We start from the raw sequence: 14835 nt of genomic DNA, 5'->3' as shown, positions 1-14835 counted from the left end.
GTTCTCCGTGGCGTGTGCCAGGTCGTTTCTCCCGTTAGCATTCCGCCATCGCTATGCGGATAAAACGCCCTTTGGTCAGGTGGGACGCGCGTATGGCAATAAGCTGGAAATTGCCTTCCCGATTTATGCGGCAAAACTGACCAGTCGGGACATATCTGGCCCATTAATGATCAGGGCCAAGGAATTGGGAGGTGTATTTGACTTCGACTTAGCTCGGCCGGGTTGCGACTCGCCGACGCACCGCGAGATTGTTATTACTGGAATCTCGCAAGCCTGCGAGTGATTTACGATGACGCGCATCCCGCGCCGATTCCGACGAAGGAGAAGTAGAAAAATGATGCGTCGCATTCTGGCCGGTGCAGCCATCGCGGGCTTCCTACTCGGGTTCTCGGCCACGAGCGCCTCGGCCGACGTCGGCCCCAACGCCTTCAACAAGAAGCAGCAGACCCTGAGCCAGTTCAGCCTGCTCGACGATCTCACTGCGGCGAACGACGTCCTCAACGACTCGGTGAAGTACATCGACCTGCTCACCGCGCTGCACCTGCAGGACCTCGACGTCGACCTGCTCAACAACGAGAAGAACACGGGCGACAACAACTAGCCGCCCCGGGTGGCGGCACGCCCCCGGCGTACAGGTCTGACAGGACGGTGTTCCGGCAGCCACGGCTCCCCGTGGCGGCACCTTGCCGGGGCGCCTGCCCGGGGCCGAGCGCGGGGCGCGGGCCGTGCCCGCAGGAGGTGCCTCCGACCAGGCCGACGTCCGTCAAGCCCGCAGCCGGCGCGGGCTCCGTCGGCCTGTACGGAGACCCTTCATAGTTCCCCCCAAATTCGGTCATTTCTTACATAGTGAAACAAACTTCGTAGTAACCTGGTTTCGGGTTGATCGTCGGACACTTTCCCGGTCATCCCCTGCAGACGGCAGATCCGGCTACTACCCCCAAAAGCCTGCGTTGGGGGGTGTGAAGAGCGGTGAGCAGTGTCAGAGAGCGGTTGCTCTACCAGGACGGGCAACTGACCATTCTCGTACGCGCGGCGCTCGGGGCTCCGGTCGTCACACTGATCGGCGAGGTCGACGCCACCAACAGCCGCGCGCTGGCCGCCGCCCTGGCGAGCTGCCACCAGGGCGCCCACGTCGACGTCGACACCGGCGGACTGACCTTCATCGACATCTCGGGACTACGCGTGCTCGTCATGCCCACGCTGCCACCGTCGCAGCGGTGGATCCGCCTGCACAACGTCACGCCGAGCCAGCAGCGCCTGCTGCGCATGATGGGCTGGTTCTACCAACCCCACGCGGACAATCTGCCCGCATAGCCGTACCGGCGGGTCACCGGCTCGCCGTGATGATCGACGCCGAGGTGCCGAGGCCGGTCGGGCCGCGTAGGGGCACGGGCCGCGGCCGGTAGTGGCGGCGCAGCGACTCCTCGTCGTAGCGGGAGCAATGAAGGTGCCAGTGGACGATGCCCGCCACCCAGTTGCGCAGCTCGTCCAGATAGCCGTCGAGCGCCCTGCGGGCCTCGGCGTCCAGGCCGAGCTCGGCGGTCAGGATCGGCAGTTCGTTCGCCACGATGTGCTCGAACTCCCGCATCCGCGACGTCAACAGGTCGTTGACGATGCCGAGCGCCACCGGGTAGTCGCAGTCGAAGAAGCTGCGTACCACCAGGATGCCGTTGTGCAGATCGCCCTCGAACTCCATCTCCCTCTGGTAGGAGACGATGTCGTTGACGAGCACCCCGCAGTCGGCGATCGCGCTCTCCAGTGCCCGCATCGGCCCGCTGCGACGAAGCTCCTCGGAGATCCCCTTGGTGTGCCGCAGCCGGCACAGGTCGATCAACAGCTCGCCGCCGGAGGTCAGCCGGGCCATTTCCAGGTAGTCGACGGGGTCGGGGATGTGGTTGACCACCCTGTTGGCCAGCTCCCACAGCCACGCCTCGCCCATCGTCTCCACGTCCGCGCGGAGCCTGCGCCGGAACGCGAGCGGCACCGGCCCGACCGTCCGTGACCACACGTCGGCCAGGCCACGCTCGATCGCGTTCAGGGGCTGCGGCGGGGGAGAGCCGTCGAGCGGCATGAACGCCGACAACCGGGCCACCGCGATCCGCGCGCCGGGCAGGTTGCCCGTCCTGCCGTGGACGGCGGGGAAGTAGTCGTCGGCGTAGGTCCCCCAGGCCAGCCAGAACGACGCCAGGTCGAGCTCTTCAGGATTGGCGTCGGGATGCAGGCCGGCGGCGCAGAGCGGGAGGTCGAAGTCGGTCAGCTTCTCCTCGTCCCAGATCACCGAGCCCACCACCCCCGGCTGTCCCTCCAGCATGCCCATCTCCCGGCACCAGGCGACCGTGGAGCGCCGGGCGGCGTCCAGGTGCGGGGACAACCTGAGCGGGAACGGCATGTACAGCTCCGGGACGTGGACCGGTCCCACCCGCTCGTACGGCACATGCGTGAAGTTGCGCACCCGCTTGGCGCCCAGCAGGTTGACCAGCGCCGGCACGCCCAGCGGCCGGCTGGCCCCGGCCCGCTTGTTCATGTACCGGCTGGAGCGCAGGTGCCACGCGTGCCCGCCCGCCTGCCAGTCCTGCAGCCCCTTGACGTAGGCCAGCACGCCCACCGCGCTGAGCGCGTCGACCCCGTGCTCCACGAACAGCGGCCCGAGCTCGGTGAACACCGTGTGCTCGAACTGCTGCAACCGCGAGGTCAGCAGGTCGTTGACGGCGTCGGCGGCCTCCTGCGTGCCGCACCCCAGGAACTTCTCCAGCACCAGCACGCCGTTGCTCAGCTCGCCCTCGTCGGCGACCTCCCGCTGGTAGGAGAACAGGTCGTTGCGCAGGTGCACCGCGTCGGCGAACGTGTCCCGTAGCACCCGCATCGGCCGGGTGGCCGCGATCCGCGCGGGCACCTCGGCCCCCACCGCGTGCTCGATCAGCCCGGCCGACCAGGGCGCCCCGCCGACCTTGCGGCGCATCTCGATGTACTCGACCGGGTTGGCCACCCGGCCCCGGTTGATGTTGGCCAGCTCCCACAGCGACTCGTTCAGCAGGTTACGGGTGCTCTCGGCGAAACGCGCGCGCCAGTCGGCCGACCGGCTCGGGACGGTGCGTACCCACAGGTCCGCCAGGCCGGCCTCCACCGGGTTGGTCGGCTCCGGCATGCCCAGGTCAGTACCCATCGGCATGAACTGGGCCAGCCGGTCGAGGTAGACCTTGCCGCCTTCGAGGTCGCCGGTCCGCTTGAAGATCTCCAGAAAGTGGTCGTCGAAGAAGAACACCCACACGTACCAGTCGGTGATCAGGCACAACTCGGTGGCGTCGCAGTCGGGATGGGTGTGGGCGCACAACAGCGCATAGTCGTGGGCGTTGAGATCGGCCTCCTCCCAGACCCCCGATCCCTCCAGCATGCCCATGTCGCGGGCCCACTGCCTGGAGTGCACGCGGGCCGCCTCGAGATGCGGGTTGAGCCGGGCCGGGTACGGCAGGTAGAAGTCCGGCAGTTCGAACGGCTGGGACATGATCACTCCTTCACTCGCGGGGCCACCTCGACGTCCGTCAGCACCCCGAGCGCGTCGGGCACCAGCACCGCGGCCGAGTAGTGGGCGCTGACCAGGTAGGACGCGACGGCTCTGGAGTCGACGCCGGTGAACTTCACGCTGAGCCCCGGCTCGCGCTCACCGGGCACGCCACGCTGGAAGAGGCCGACGACGCCCTGATCCTCCTCGCCCGTCCGCATGACGATGATCGAGCTGGTGCCCGCCCGGCTGACGGGGATCTTGTCGCACGGCAGGATGGGCACGCCGCGCCAGGCGGTCACCCGGGAGCCGTCGATCACGGCGCTGTCGGGATAGACACCCCGCGCGGTGCACTCCCGGTGGAAGGCGGCGATGGCCCGCGGGTGGGCCAGGAAACAGCGGGACTTGCGCCGGCGGCAGAGCAGCTCGTCCAGGTCATCGGGGCCGGGCGGCCCGATCCGGGGGCGGATGCGCTGCCCGGGGTCGGCGTTGTGCAGCAGGCCGAAGGCGCGGTTGTTGATCAGCTCGCGCTCCTGCGCCTCGCGTACCGCCTCGATGGTCAGCCTGAGCTGCTCCTCGGTCTGGTCCATCGGGCCGTTGTAGAGGTCGGCGACCCGGGTGTGCACGCGCAGCACGGTCTGGGACACGCTCAGCTCGTACTCGCGCGGCCCGGGGTCGTAGTCGGCGAACGTGCCGGGGAGCACGGGCTCGCCCCGGTGGCCCGCCGCCACGTGGATGGCGGCCTCGCCCCACTTGTTGCGGGGCCGGGCCAGCCTCGCGCGGTGGCGTTCGAGCTGGGCCCGCAGCGGCGCCGACTGGCCGCCCGCCGCCCGGAACACCTCCCAGGGCAGGGCCAGCACCGTGACCGCGGTGCCGGCCTCCAAGGTGAAGCCCCACACCCCGGGCCCGTCCGGTGACTCGGCTCCGGCGTGGTCGCCGTCGGCCAGCGCCCCCAGGACGAGGCGGTCGCCGTATCCGCCCTCCTGGAGTTTGCTCACCTTGCCGTGCGCGATGAGCAGGATCTCGTCCGCCGGCCGCCCGGCCCGCGCGATCGTGTCGCCGGGCGCGAACTCGCGCTGCTCGAACAGCCCGGCGAGGGTGTCGAGGACGTCGCCGTCCTCGAACCCGTGCAGCAGCGGCAGCTCGGTCAGGCTCGGTGGGATCACCCGGACCCGCGCGCCCGTGCGGGCGAAGCTCACCCGGCCGCCGCCGACCGCATAAGTGAGCCGCCGGTTCACCCGGTAGACCCCGCCGGCGACGTCCACCCACGGGAGCACCCGCAGCAGCCACCGGGGGGAGATCTCCCGCATCTGCGGGGGCGTCTTGGTCGTCGTGGCGAGCGTGCGCGCCGCCGCGGTGCCGAGGCTCAGCTGCCGCTGGTCCGACTCCGTCAACTTGAACACCACCATTTCCGTGAACCGACGGACGAGGGACTCCGGGTCAGCCGTTACGGCCGAGTTCGACGTCCTCCAGCACGCCGAGCGCGTCGGGCACCAGGACGGCGGCCGAGTAGTAGGCGCTGACCAGGTAGGAGATGACGGCCTTCTCGTTGATGTTCATGAAGCGCACGGACAGGCTGGGCTGGTATTCGTCGGGAATGCCGGTCTGGTGCAGGCCGATGACGCCCTGGTTCTCCTGGCCGGTACGCATGAGCAGGAACGACGTCGTACGTGTGCCCGACACCGGGATCTTGTTGCACGGGAAGATCGGCACGCCCCGCCAGGCCGGCACCCGGTTGCCGTTGACCTCGCTGGACTGCGGGTAGACGCCGCGCTTGCTGCACTCCCTGCCGAAGGCGGCGATGGCCTGCGGGTGGGCCAGGAAGAACGCCGGGTCCTTCCACACGACCGCCAGCAGGTCGTCGAGGTCGTCGGGGGTGGGAGGGCCGGAGCGGGTGCGGATGCGCTGGCTGAAGTCGGCGTTGTGCAGCAGGCCGAACTCCTTGTTGTTGACCAGCTCGTCCTCCTGGCGCTCGCGCAGGGCCTCGACCGTGAGGCGGAGCTGCTGGTCGAGCTGGCTCATCGGCTGGTTGTACAGGTCGGAGACCCGGGTGTGCACCCGCAGCACGGTCTGCGCGACGCTCAGCTCGTATTCACGCGGGCTCTGCTCGTAGTCCACGAACGTGCCGGGCAGCACGGCCTCGCCGGTGTGGCCGGAGGACATCTCGATCGCGGCCTCGCCGTAGGCGTTGCGGGCGTGGGCGCCGGCCGCGCGCCATCCGGCCAGGTGCTCGCGCAGCCCGGGCGACTGGTCGGCGATCCGCTCGAACTCCTGCCTGGACAGGGTGAGCACGGTGGTGGCGGTCTTGGCCCGGGCGCTGAACGGGAACTGGCCGCCGTTCGTCAGGACCTCCTCGCCGAGGAAGTCGCCGTCGGCCAGCACGCCGAGGTTCTGCTCGTCACCGTAGGCGCCGTGGCCGATCTTGGCCACCCGGCCGTGCGCGATCAGCACGAGCTGGTCCACCGGGTTGCCCTCGGCGACGATCTCTTCCCCGGACTCGACCTCGCGCTGCGTGAAGCGGTCCGCCAGGGCTTCGAGCACCTCCATGTCGTCGAAGCCACGCAGCGGGGCCAGCTCGGTGAGCTCGGCCGGGATGACGCGGACGGCCGAGCCGGTCGTGCTGAAGGTGATGCGGCCGTCGCCCAGTGTGTAGGTCAGCCGCCGGTTGACCCTGAACACGCCGCCCGAGCACTGCACCCACGGCAGCAGCCGCAGCAGCCAGCGGGAGGTGATCTCCTGCATCTGCGGCGGAGTCTTGGTCGTGGTCGAGAGCTGCCTGGCGGCATCGGTGCTCAGGCTGAGCTGGCCGTTGCCGTTCTCCTGGGGCGTCGTGTTGGTGGTTTCTGTCATGGTCGTGCACCGCCAATCTTTTAGTGGGGGTTCAGCGGGGGTCGCGGGCGGATCGGAGTTCGACGGGAAGCGAGAACGTGAGGGTCTCCTCGGTCAGGGTCACCGGCTCCACGTCGGCGTATCCGCGGTCGGCCAGCCAGTCGAGTAATTCCTGGACCAGCAGCTCAGGGACGGAGGCGCCGGCGCTGATCCCGACGGTCTCCACGCCGGTGAGCCAGCCTTCGTCGGCGTCGGTGGCCCGGTCGACCAGGTGGGCCGCGCCGGCGCCGGCCTCCAGGGCGACCTCGACCAGCCGCTGGGAGTTGGAGGAGTTGGCCGAGCCGACGACGATCACCAGGTCGCACCGCCCGGCGATGCCGGCGATCGCCTCCTGCCGGTTTTGGCTGGCGTAGCAGATGTCGTCGCTGGGCGGGTCGGCCAGGCCGGGGAAGCGCTCGCGCAGGGCGGTGACGGCCCGCATGGTCTCGTCCACGGCCAGCGTGGTCTGCGACAGCCAGCTCACCGGCCCGGCGCCGCTCGCCGTCACCTCGTCGGGCCGGGCCGGGTCGACGACGTGGATGCGGTCGGGGGCCTCGCCCAGCGTGCCCTCGACCTCCTCGTGGTCGGCGTGGCCGATGAGCACGATCTCGTGGCCGGCCTCGGCCAGCCGCACGGCCTCCTTGTGCACCTTCGTGACCAGCGGGCACGTCGCGTCGATCGTCCGGAGCCCGCGCCCGGCCGCCTCCCGCTTGACCGCGGGCGCGACACCGTGGGCCGAGAAGACGACCAGCGCGCAGTCGGGGACCTCGTCGAGCTCGTCGACGAAGATCGCGCCCCGCTCGATGAGGTCCGCGACCACGTAGGTGTTGTGCACGATCTGTTTGCGCACGTAGACGGGCGGTCCGAAACGTCTCAGCGCCTCTTCGACGGTGAGGATGGCGCGTTCCACCCCCGCGCAGTAGCCGCGCGGGGCGGCCAGCAGTATTCGTCCCATCGGGGCTCCCCCTACCTCGTGCGGTGCGCGAGGCGGTCGGCCAGGATGGCCAGCGCGTTCGCGGCCCGCGGCTCGATCTGTGCCGAGGCCAGGGCCGTCACGGCCTCGCGCACCCGGTCCTCGATCATCTGCTCGACCCTGGCCAGCGCTCCGGTGTCGCGCAGGATCGCTCGTATGTCGCCGGCCCGCTCCTCGGTCAGCTCGGGGTTGCCGTGCCAGGTCCTGAGGTGGCGGAGCTGCGCGGCTGAGGCGTTGTCCACGGCGTGCGCGAACAGCACCGTGTGCTTGCCCTCGCGCAGGTCGTCGAGGGCCGACTTGCCGGTCTCCGACTCGGTGCCGAACGTGCCGAGCACGTCGTCGCGGAGCTGGAACGCCTCGCCGAGCGGCAGGCCGAACCGGGAGTAGGACTCCAACTGGCCCATGGTGGCGCCGGCCAGCGCGCCGCCGATCTGCAACGGGCGCTCGACCGTGTATTTGGCCGTCTTGAAGCGGATCACCGTCAGCGCCTCCTCCACCGTGGCCCCGGACCGGAGCTGGGCGAGGATGTCGAGATACTGGCCGCTGATGACCTCGGTGCGCATGGCGTCGAACAGGTGGTGCGCCGCCCGCAGCCGGAGCGGGTCCACCCTGCACGACGACAGCAACGTGTCGGACCAGGCCAGGCTGAGCGTGCCGAGCAGGATGCCGCCCGCCTGGCCGAACGCCTCCGCGCCCGGACGGTCATAGCGGCCGGCCAGGCTCCGGTGCACGGTGGACCGGCCGCGGCGCAACTCGCTGCCGTCCATGATGTCGTCGTGGATGAGCAGCCCGGCATGGCACAGCTCCAGGGCCGCGGCGGCGGTGATGATCTCCTCGCCGTCGTCTCCGCCGGCACCCCGCCAGCCCCAGTAGCACAGCTGCGGCCTGACGCGCTTGCCGCCGTTGAGGATGAAGTCGCTCAGCAACTGGTAGGCGGCCTCCACGTCGGGATCGGAGACGGGGGCGCGCCAGGTCTCCAGGAAGACCGTCAGGCGCTTTTCGACGCGTGACCCAATGTCGGGCTGGGTGAAGCTCACCGGCATCGGCGCGGCTCCTTCTGTCGGGGCGTGGCTACCAATAGTTACTCATTGAATACGGAGTGTGTAAAGTGTCTTTTGTAGCTCGCGTTTCGTTCCGCCACAGCAGTCACAAGGTCAGGGGGATGCCATGAAGAGCCTGCTTCCCTACGTCTCGACCCCGGAGGACCTCCGTGCCCTGCCTGCCGAGCTGCTCCCCGGGCTGGCCCGCGAGATCCGCGACTTCCTGATCGACAAGGTGAGCGCCAACGGCGGCCACCTGGGTTCCAACCTCGGCATCGTGGAGCTGACGATCGCGCTGCACCGGGTGTTCGACTCGCCCGGCGACGCCATCGTGTTCGACACCGGGCACCAGGCCTACGTCCACAAGATCCTCACCGGGCGCCGCGGCGCCTTCGACGAGCTGCGCCGCCGGGGCGGGCTCAGCGGCTACCCCAGCCGGCAGGAGTCCGCGCACGACCACCTGGACAGCTCCCACGCCTCCACCGCCCTGGCCTACGCCGACGGCATGGCCAAGGCCCGCCGCCTCGTGGGCGGCGACCCCCGGCCGGTGGTGGCGGTGGTCGGCGACGGCGCGCTCACCGGTGGGGTGGCCTGGGAGGCCCTCAACAACCTGGGCGCGGCCAAGCACCACGAGGACAACCCCGTCATCGTGGTGCTCAACGACAACGGCCGCTCCTACGCGGCCACGTTCGGCGCGTGCGCCGACCACCTGGAGCGGTTGCGCGCCGCCGCGGCGGACGTGACCGTGTTCGAGCAGCTCGGGCTGCGTTACCTCGGCCCGGTCGACGGCCACGACATCCCCGCGCTGGAGCGGGCCCTGCGGGCGGCGCGGGAGCTGCGCGAGCCGGTCGTGGTCCACTGCGTCACCGTCAAGGGGCGCGGTTACGAGCCCGCCGAGCAGGACCTGGACGAGCACCTGCACGCCATCCCGGTCACCGACCCGGCGACCGGGCAACCGCTGAAACCGGCCGCGACCACCTGGACTCACGTGTTCTCGCAGCACCTGTGCCTCCTCGGCGAGCGCCGTCCCGACCTGGTCGCCATCACCGCGGCCATGCCGGGGCCGACCGGGCTGGCCGCCTTCGGCCGCCGCTTCCCCGAGCGCATGTTCGACGTCGGCATCGCCGAGCAGCAGGCCATGGCCTCGGCCGCGGGCATGGCCATGAGCGGCCTGCACCCCGTGGTCGCGATCTACGCCACCTTCCTCAACCGGGCGTTCGACCAGGTGCTGATGGACATCGCGCTGCACCGGCTGCCGGTGACGCTGGTGCTCGACCGGGCCGGGATCACCGGGCCCGACGGGCCCAGCCACCACGGCATGTGGGACCTGGCGGCGCTGTCCGTCGTGCCGGGCATGCGGGTGGCCGCGCCGCGCGACGCCGTACGCCTGCGGGAGCTGCTGGAGGAGGCCGTCGCGCACGACGGGCCCACGGCGCTGCGCTTCCCCAAGGCGCCGGCCGAGGCGGAGATCGCCGCCACGGGCCGCGCCGGCGATGTGGACGTGCTCTCCTCCACCGGCCAGGACGTGCTCCTGGTGGCCGTCGGCCCGATGGCCGAGCCGTGCCTGGGGGCCGCGGCGATGTTGTCGGCCGCCGGCCTCGGCGTGACCGTGGTGGACCCGCGCTGGGTGATCCCGGTCTCGTCCGACCTGCGCGAGCTGGCCCGCGGCAGCGGGCTCGTGGTCACGGTCGAGGACGGCCTGGCCGCCTCGGGGGCCGGGGCGCTGCTCAGGCAGGTCTGCCCGCCCGGCCTGCGCGTGCTCAACCTCGGCCTGCCGTGCGAGTTCGTCCCGCAGGGCGGCAGGTCCGAGCTGCTCGCCGAGGCCGGGCTGACCGGCCCGGGCATCGCCCATGCCGTGCGAGAGGAACTGCGAGCGTGGCCGCTGTAGCTCTGGCACCCCCGCCGGCGCGCTGGTCGCCGTCAGGGGTTGAAGTCGTTTGATGCCCTATGTGGGGGTATGCGGGCATTTACGCCCCCGGCATCGAGGAGACGCTATGAAGGCAGTCACCTGGCACGGCAAGCGGGACGTACGGGTCGAGGACGTCCCCGATCCGGCCGTCAAGGAGCCCAACGACGCGGTCATCAGGATCACCAGCACCGGGATCTGCGGCTCCGACCTGCACCTGTACGAAGTGCTCGGGCCGTTCATGGCCGAGGGCGACATCCTCGGGCACGAGCCCATGGGCGTCGTCGAGGACGTCGGGCCCGCGATCACCGACCTCAAGCCCGGCGACCGCGTGGTGATCCCGTTCAACATCGCCTGCGGCCACTGTCACATGTGCGGCCAGGAGCTCTACGCGCAGTGCGAGACCACCCAGGTACGCGAGCACGGCATGGGCGCCGCACTGTACGGCTACACCCGGCTGTACGGGCACGTGCCCGGCGGCCAGGCCGAATACCTGCGGGTGCCCGAGGCCCAGTTCGGCCCGATCAAGGTGCCGGAGGGGCCGCCGGACGAGCGCTTCCTCTACCTGTCCGACGTGCTGCCGACCGCCTGGCAGGCCGTCGAGTTCGCGGACATCCCCGAGGGCGGCAGCGTCACCGTCTTCGGCCTCGGCCCGATCGGCCAGATGGCGGCCCGGATCGCCCGCCACCTCGGGCACCGGGTGTTCGGCGTGGACGGGATCCCCGAGCGCCTGGAGATGGCCCGCCGCCACGGCATCGAGGTGATCGACGCCTCCGAGAACCTCGACGTGCCCGCGGAGATCCGCGAGCGCACCTCGGGGCGGGGCACCGACTCGGTCATCGACGCGGTCGGCATGGAGGCGCACGGCTCGCCCGCGGCCAAGATCGCCCAGACGCTCACCGGGCTGCTGCCCAGCGCGATGGCCGCGCCTCTCATGTCGAACGCCGGCGTCGACCGCCTCGCCGCGCTGCACCACGCCATCGACACCGTACGCAGGGGCGGCGTCATCTCCGTCATCGGCGTCTACGGCGGCATGACGGACCCCATGCCCATGCTGCGCATGTTCGACAAGGGCATCACCATGCGCATGGGGCAGGCCCACGTCCGCCGGTGGACCAACGCGCTGATGCCGCTGGTGACCGACGACGCCGACCCGCTCGGCGTGATGGACCTGGCCACGCACCGGTTGCCGCTGGAGCAGGCGCCGATGGCGTACCAGATGTTCCAGAAGAAGGCTGATGGGGCCATCAAGGTCCTGCTTCAGCCATAACGCCCAGGTCAGGGGTGTTTCGTGGGTCGCTCGGCGGGCAGCGAAGCGCCATGAGAGTCGTTGTGGTGGGAGCCACCGGAAATGTCGGCACCAGTGTGGTGCGTGCGCTGGCCGCTGACGACGGCGTCACCTCGATCGTGGGGGTCGCCCGGCGGCTGCCCGAGTGGCGGATCGACCGCACCGACTGGCGCCAGGCCGACGTGGCCACCGGCGACCTGGCGCGGATCTTCGAGGGCGCGGACGCCGTGGTGCATCTCGCCTGGCTGTTCCAGCCGACCAGGGATCCGACGGTGACCTGGCGGGCGAACGTGCTGGGCAGCATGCGGGTCTTCCGCGCGGTCGCGGAGGCGGGGGTGCCCGCGCTGGTGCACGCCTCGTCGGTGGGGGCGTACTCGCCGGGGCCCAAGGACCAGCCGGTGGACGAGAGCTGGCCCACGCACGGCTGGCCGGGCGCCGCGTACGGGCGGGAGAAGGCCTACGTGGAGCGGGTGCTCGACGTCTTCGAGCACGACCATCCGGCCATCCGGGTGGTGCGCATGCGGCCCGGGTTCATCTTCCAGCGGGTGGCGGCCACCGAGCAGCGCCGGTTGTTCGCCGGGCCGTTCCTGCCGCGGCGGCTGGTCAGGCGGGGGCTCGTTCCCTTCGTACCGGACCTTCCGGGGCTGCGGTTGCAGGTGCTGCACGCCGCGGACGCGGCCCAGGCCTACCGGCTGGCCGTCACCCGGCAGGTGCGGGGGGCCTTCAACCTCGCAGCCGAGCCGGTGCTCGACCCGCACGACCTGGCCGAACTGCTGGGCGCCCGGACGGTACGGGTGCCGTACGGGCTGGCCAGGACGGTCATGGCGGCGGGCTGGCACCTGCGGCTCCTGCCCGCCGCGCCGGGACTGCTGGAGCTGGCCCTGCGCATCCCGCTCATGAAGACCGACCGCGCCAGGGACGTGCTGGGCTGGACGCCGCGGCACTCCTCGTGGCAGGCGATGCGGGAGCTCTTCGAGGGGCTGCACGACGGCGCCGGTATGGAGACCGCGCCGCTGGCTCCCGACGGTGGGGCGGTCGGGCGGATCAAGGAGCTCGCAACGGGCGTCGGCGGACATTCGTAAGCGGAAGCGGTGTGTACTTTCGTCTCATCGGGGAAGGCGACAGATCAAGAGGTCCAGAAGCGCGGCCTGACGCGAGATGACGCGGAGGAGCGCATGGACTTCTACCCGGGGCCGTTTCACACCGGGCTTTCAGTTCCGGTTTCGCACGAAGGCGGCCGAGGGGTTCCTGCGCGTCGGCGTATCCAGGCAAGGTTGGAGGAGCCTGCCATGCGCACCCTAATGACCCAGACCTTTACGTTTCACGACATCACGACGATGCGTCGCACGGTGGCCCAGCACGCCGCGGCCTGCGGGCTTAGCGGTTCCCGGCTGGACGACTTCGTCCTTGCCGTGCATGAAAGCGTCGTCAACGTCGTGGAGCACGCGGGCGGGTACGGGCACTTCAGGTTGTGGACGGTTGACGGCGTCATCCGCTCGGAGACGAGGGATCGGGGAGCAGGGATCCCCGACGGCTACGTCAACGGTCATCACAGGCCGTCCGACCAGGGCGCCAGCGGCCGGGGGATCTATCTCATCCGCCGGCTGTGCGACTCGGTGGACTTCCGTACCGGGGCCGGCGGCACGACGGTCCGGCTCACCATGCGGTTACCGCGGAAGTGCGCGGGCGACGGCCGGTTGACCATGAGGCGGGTCAGGGTGACGGCGGGCGGGGGAGACTCGCTCGGCGACTTCACCGCCTGAGCTCATGGGTGAGGCCGTCGGCTGGCCTGGCCGGGGGGCGGGTAGGCTCGAAGCCGTGAGCGGCGAGGGGCGTTTCCCGGAGATCATCTCTCCAGTCCGGCGCATCGGGCGGCGCGAGTTCGATTTCGAGCGCCAGGTCGCCGTCATGGCCATCGTCAACAGGACCCCCAACTCCTTTCACGACCAGGGCAGCACCTACGCCCTCGACAGCGCCGTCGCGGCGGCCGTCAAGGCGGTGGACGACGGGGCGGACTGGGTGGACATCGGCGGGTTCGCCTTCAGCGCCGCCCAGGCGGGGATCGGCGTCGAGGAGGAGATCGAGCGGGTCGTCCCGGTCATCGCCGAGGTCAGGGCCGCCACCGACGCCGTGATCTCGGTGGACACCCACCGGCCCGAGGTGGCCAGGGCGGCCATCGAGGCCGGTGCCGACGTCCTCAACGACACCAACGGCCTGCGTGAGCCGGGCATCGCGGAGGTCGCCGCGGCGGCCGGCGTCAGCGTGGTCGTCACGCACAGCCTCGGCGGCCCCGGCAGGCGGGTCGTCCGGCCCAGCTACGCCGACGTCGTCACCGAGGTGGCCGACTTCCTGCGCGAGCGGGTCTCGGCCGTGCTCAAGGCGGGCATCGCCGCCGACAGGATCATCATCGACCCCGGTCACGACCTGAACAAGAACACCTTCCACTCGCTGGAGCTGACGCGCCGGCTCGAGGAGATCACCTCCATCGGCTATCCGACGCTGGTGGCGCTGTCCAACAAGGACTTCATCGGCGAGACCCTCGACCTCCCCCAGGGGGAGCGCAAGGAGGGCACGATCGCTGCGAACGTCGTCTCCATCCTCAAGGGCGCCCGCATCCTGCGGGTGCACGACGTGGCCGCGACGGTCGCGTCCGTACGCATGACCGAGGCCGTGCTCGGCTGGCGCGGCCCGCTCGCCCCCGCCCACAATCTCGCCTGAGGAGATGAGCACGTGCCCGATCGCAAGCCCGCCGGCGTGCCCTTCGAGAGCTGGATCGACAGGCAGATCCGCGAGGCGGAGGAGCGCGGCGAGTTCGACGACCTGCCGGGCGCGGGCAAGCCGCTGCCCAACCTGCACCGCGACCACGACGAGATGTGGTGGATCAAGGCGAAGGTGGAGAGAGAGGGGCTGACCATGCCCCTGCCGCCCACGCTGGCGTTGCGCAAGGAGGCCGAGGAGGCGCTGGCCGACGCGCTCGGGGCCAGGTCGGAGACCGAGGCACGGCGGATCGTCGAGGACGTCAACGACAAGATCCGTGAGGCGATCAGGACGGGCCTGTCGGGGCCGCCGCTCAACCTGATGCCGTACGACGCCGACCGGATCGTGGCCGAATGGCGCGAGCGGCGGCGCGGGCCTCGATAGCGCGGTGGAAGGGGCCCCGGCGCGGCCGGGACCCCTTCCGGTAGCCGAGGGACCCGGGTCAGGCGGGCCCCTCCGGGAGACCCGGGTCAGGCGGGTCTCCCGGGGCGGGGCCGGGGGTCC

Annotated in this window: 13 protein-coding genes; 8 read left to right on the top strand and 5 right to left on the bottom strand. The window is 70.7% G+C overall.

Annotated features, from left to right (window positions below; translation table 11 throughout):
- The first annotated feature begins 334 nt into the window (after positions 1-334).
- Together BLS95_RS50040 and BLS95_RS50035 are read left to right on the top strand one after the other, a co-directional pair.
- A complete protein-coding gene (locus tag BLS95_RS50040; protein ID WP_090946694.1) occupies positions 335-601 on the top strand; it encodes a hypothetical protein in 267 nt (88 codons plus the stop codon).
- Positions 602-969: 368 nt separating this feature from the next.
- Entirely contained in the window at positions 970-1314 is a 345-nt protein-coding gene (locus tag BLS95_RS50035; RefSeq protein WP_090946693.1) for an STAS domain-containing protein, read from the top strand.
- Positions 1315-1327: 13 nt separating this feature from the next.
- Here BLS95_RS50035 and BLS95_RS50030 read toward each other — a convergent pair whose 3' ends face one another.
- Genes BLS95_RS50030 through BLS95_RS50010 form a run of 5 tightly spaced genes read right to left on the bottom strand, consistent with a single transcriptional unit; the run spans position 1328 to position 8383 of the window.
- Positions 1328-3502: a terpene synthase family protein gene (locus tag BLS95_RS50030; protein WP_090946732.1), complete on the bottom strand. Its 2175-nt coding sequence runs from the start codon at positions 3500-3502 to the stop codon at positions 1328-1330.
- A 2-nt stretch (positions 3503-3504) separates the two neighbouring features.
- Complete coding sequence (locus BLS95_RS50025; protein ID WP_090946692.1) at positions 3505-4908, bottom strand: family 2B encapsulin nanocompartment shell protein; 1404 nt, start codon at positions 4906-4908, stop codon at positions 3505-3507.
- A gap of 31 nt (positions 4909-4939) precedes the next feature.
- Positions 4940-6349 carry a family 2B encapsulin nanocompartment shell protein gene (locus BLS95_RS50020; protein ID WP_090946691.1) on the bottom strand — a complete coding sequence of 470 codons (1410 nt, stop codon included), beginning with the start codon at positions 6347-6349 and terminating at the stop codon, positions 4940-4942.
- 31 nt (positions 6350-6380) lie between these two features.
- Positions 6381-7313 (bottom strand): 4-hydroxy-3-methylbut-2-enyl diphosphate reductase, encoded by a 933-nt coding sequence (locus tag BLS95_RS50015; protein WP_218136408.1) that lies wholly within the window; start codon positions 7311-7313, stop codon positions 6381-6383.
- A 20-nt stretch (positions 7314-7333) separates the two neighbouring features.
- Positions 7334-8383: a polyprenyl synthetase family protein gene (locus BLS95_RS50010; RefSeq protein ID WP_218136406.1), complete on the bottom strand. Its 1050-nt coding sequence runs from the start codon at positions 8381-8383 to the stop codon at positions 7334-7336.
- A 124-nt stretch (positions 8384-8507) separates the two neighbouring features.
- Here BLS95_RS50010 and BLS95_RS50005 point away from each other — a divergent pair, with 124 nt between their 5' ends.
- From BLS95_RS50005 to BLS95_RS49980, 6 genes are all read left to right on the top strand, one after another.
- Entirely contained in the window at positions 8508-10268 is a 1761-nt protein-coding gene (locus tag BLS95_RS50005) for a 1-deoxy-D-xylulose-5-phosphate synthase (protein WP_090946689.1), read from the top strand.
- A gap of 106 nt (positions 10269-10374) precedes the next feature.
- Complete coding sequence (locus BLS95_RS50000) at positions 10375-11556, top strand: zinc-dependent alcohol dehydrogenase (protein ID WP_090946688.1); 1182 nt, start codon at positions 10375-10377, stop codon at positions 11554-11556.
- 50 nt (positions 11557-11606) lie between these two features.
- Positions 11607-12656, top strand: a complete 1050-nt coding sequence (locus tag BLS95_RS49995; protein WP_090946687.1) for an NAD-dependent epimerase/dehydratase family protein — start codon at positions 11607-11609, stop codon at positions 12654-12656.
- A 207-nt stretch (positions 12657-12863) separates the two neighbouring features.
- The gene (locus tag BLS95_RS49990; RefSeq protein WP_176993837.1) at positions 12864-13337 is read left to right on the top strand and encodes an ATP-binding protein; all 474 of its coding nucleotides are present in this window, start codon (positions 12864-12866) and stop codon (positions 13335-13337) included.
- Positions 13338-13392: 55 nt separating this feature from the next.
- Positions 13393-14292, top strand: coding sequence for a dihydropteroate synthase (gene folP / locus BLS95_RS49985; protein ID WP_245765760.1), 900 nt, complete (start codon positions 13393-13395; stop codon positions 14290-14292).
- Between the two features lie 12 nt (positions 14293-14304).
- On the top strand, positions 14305-14715 hold the full coding sequence (locus BLS95_RS49980; RefSeq protein WP_090946684.1) for a DnaJ family domain-containing protein: 411 nt from the start codon (positions 14305-14307) through the stop codon (positions 14713-14715).
- Positions 14716-14835 lie beyond the last annotated feature (120 nt).

The sequence above is a fragment of the Nonomuraea jiangxiensis genome, assembly GCF_900099965.1.
In the GTDB taxonomy this organism is placed as follows: Bacteria; Actinomycetota; Actinomycetes; order Streptosporangiales; family Streptosporangiaceae; genus Nonomuraea; species Nonomuraea jiangxiensis.
The sequence above is the reverse complement of the archived record's forward strand: the minus strand, read 5'-3'. Positions and strand labels throughout refer to the sequence as shown.

What these genes read in the sequence shown, in the direction of transcription:
- BLS95_RS50020 (WP_090946691.1), bottom strand. Translation starts at nt 6,349, where the DNA reads ATGACAGAAACCACCAACACGACGCCCCAGGAGAACGGCAACGGCCAG.
- BLS95_RS50040 (WP_090946694.1), top strand. Translation starts at nt 335, where the DNA reads ATGATGCGTCGCATTCTGGCCGGTGCAGCCATCGCGGGCTTCCTACTC.
- BLS95_RS50030 (WP_090946732.1), bottom strand. Translation starts at nt 3,502, where the DNA reads ATGTCCCAGCCGTTCGAACTGCCGGACTTCTACCTGCCGTACCCGGCC.
- BLS95_RS49990 (WP_176993837.1), top strand. Translation starts at nt 12,864, where the DNA reads ATGCGCACCCTAATGACCCAGACCTTTACGTTTCACGACATCACGACG.
- BLS95_RS50010 (WP_218136406.1), bottom strand. Translation starts at nt 8,383, where the DNA reads ATGCCGGTGAGCTTCACCCAGCCCGACATTGGGTCACGCGTCGAAAAG.
- BLS95_RS50005 (WP_090946689.1), top strand. Translation starts at nt 8,508, where the DNA reads ATGAAGAGCCTGCTTCCCTACGTCTCGACCCCGGAGGACCTCCGTGCC.
- BLS95_RS49995 (WP_090946687.1), top strand. Translation starts at nt 11,607, where the DNA reads ATGAGAGTCGTTGTGGTGGGAGCCACCGGAAATGTCGGCACCAGTGTG.
- BLS95_RS50000 (WP_090946688.1), top strand. Translation starts at nt 10,375, where the DNA reads ATGAAGGCAGTCACCTGGCACGGCAAGCGGGACGTACGGGTCGAGGAC.
- BLS95_RS50025 (WP_090946692.1), bottom strand. Translation starts at nt 4,908, where the DNA reads ATGGTGGTGTTCAAGTTGACGGAGTCGGACCAGCGGCAGCTGAGCCTC.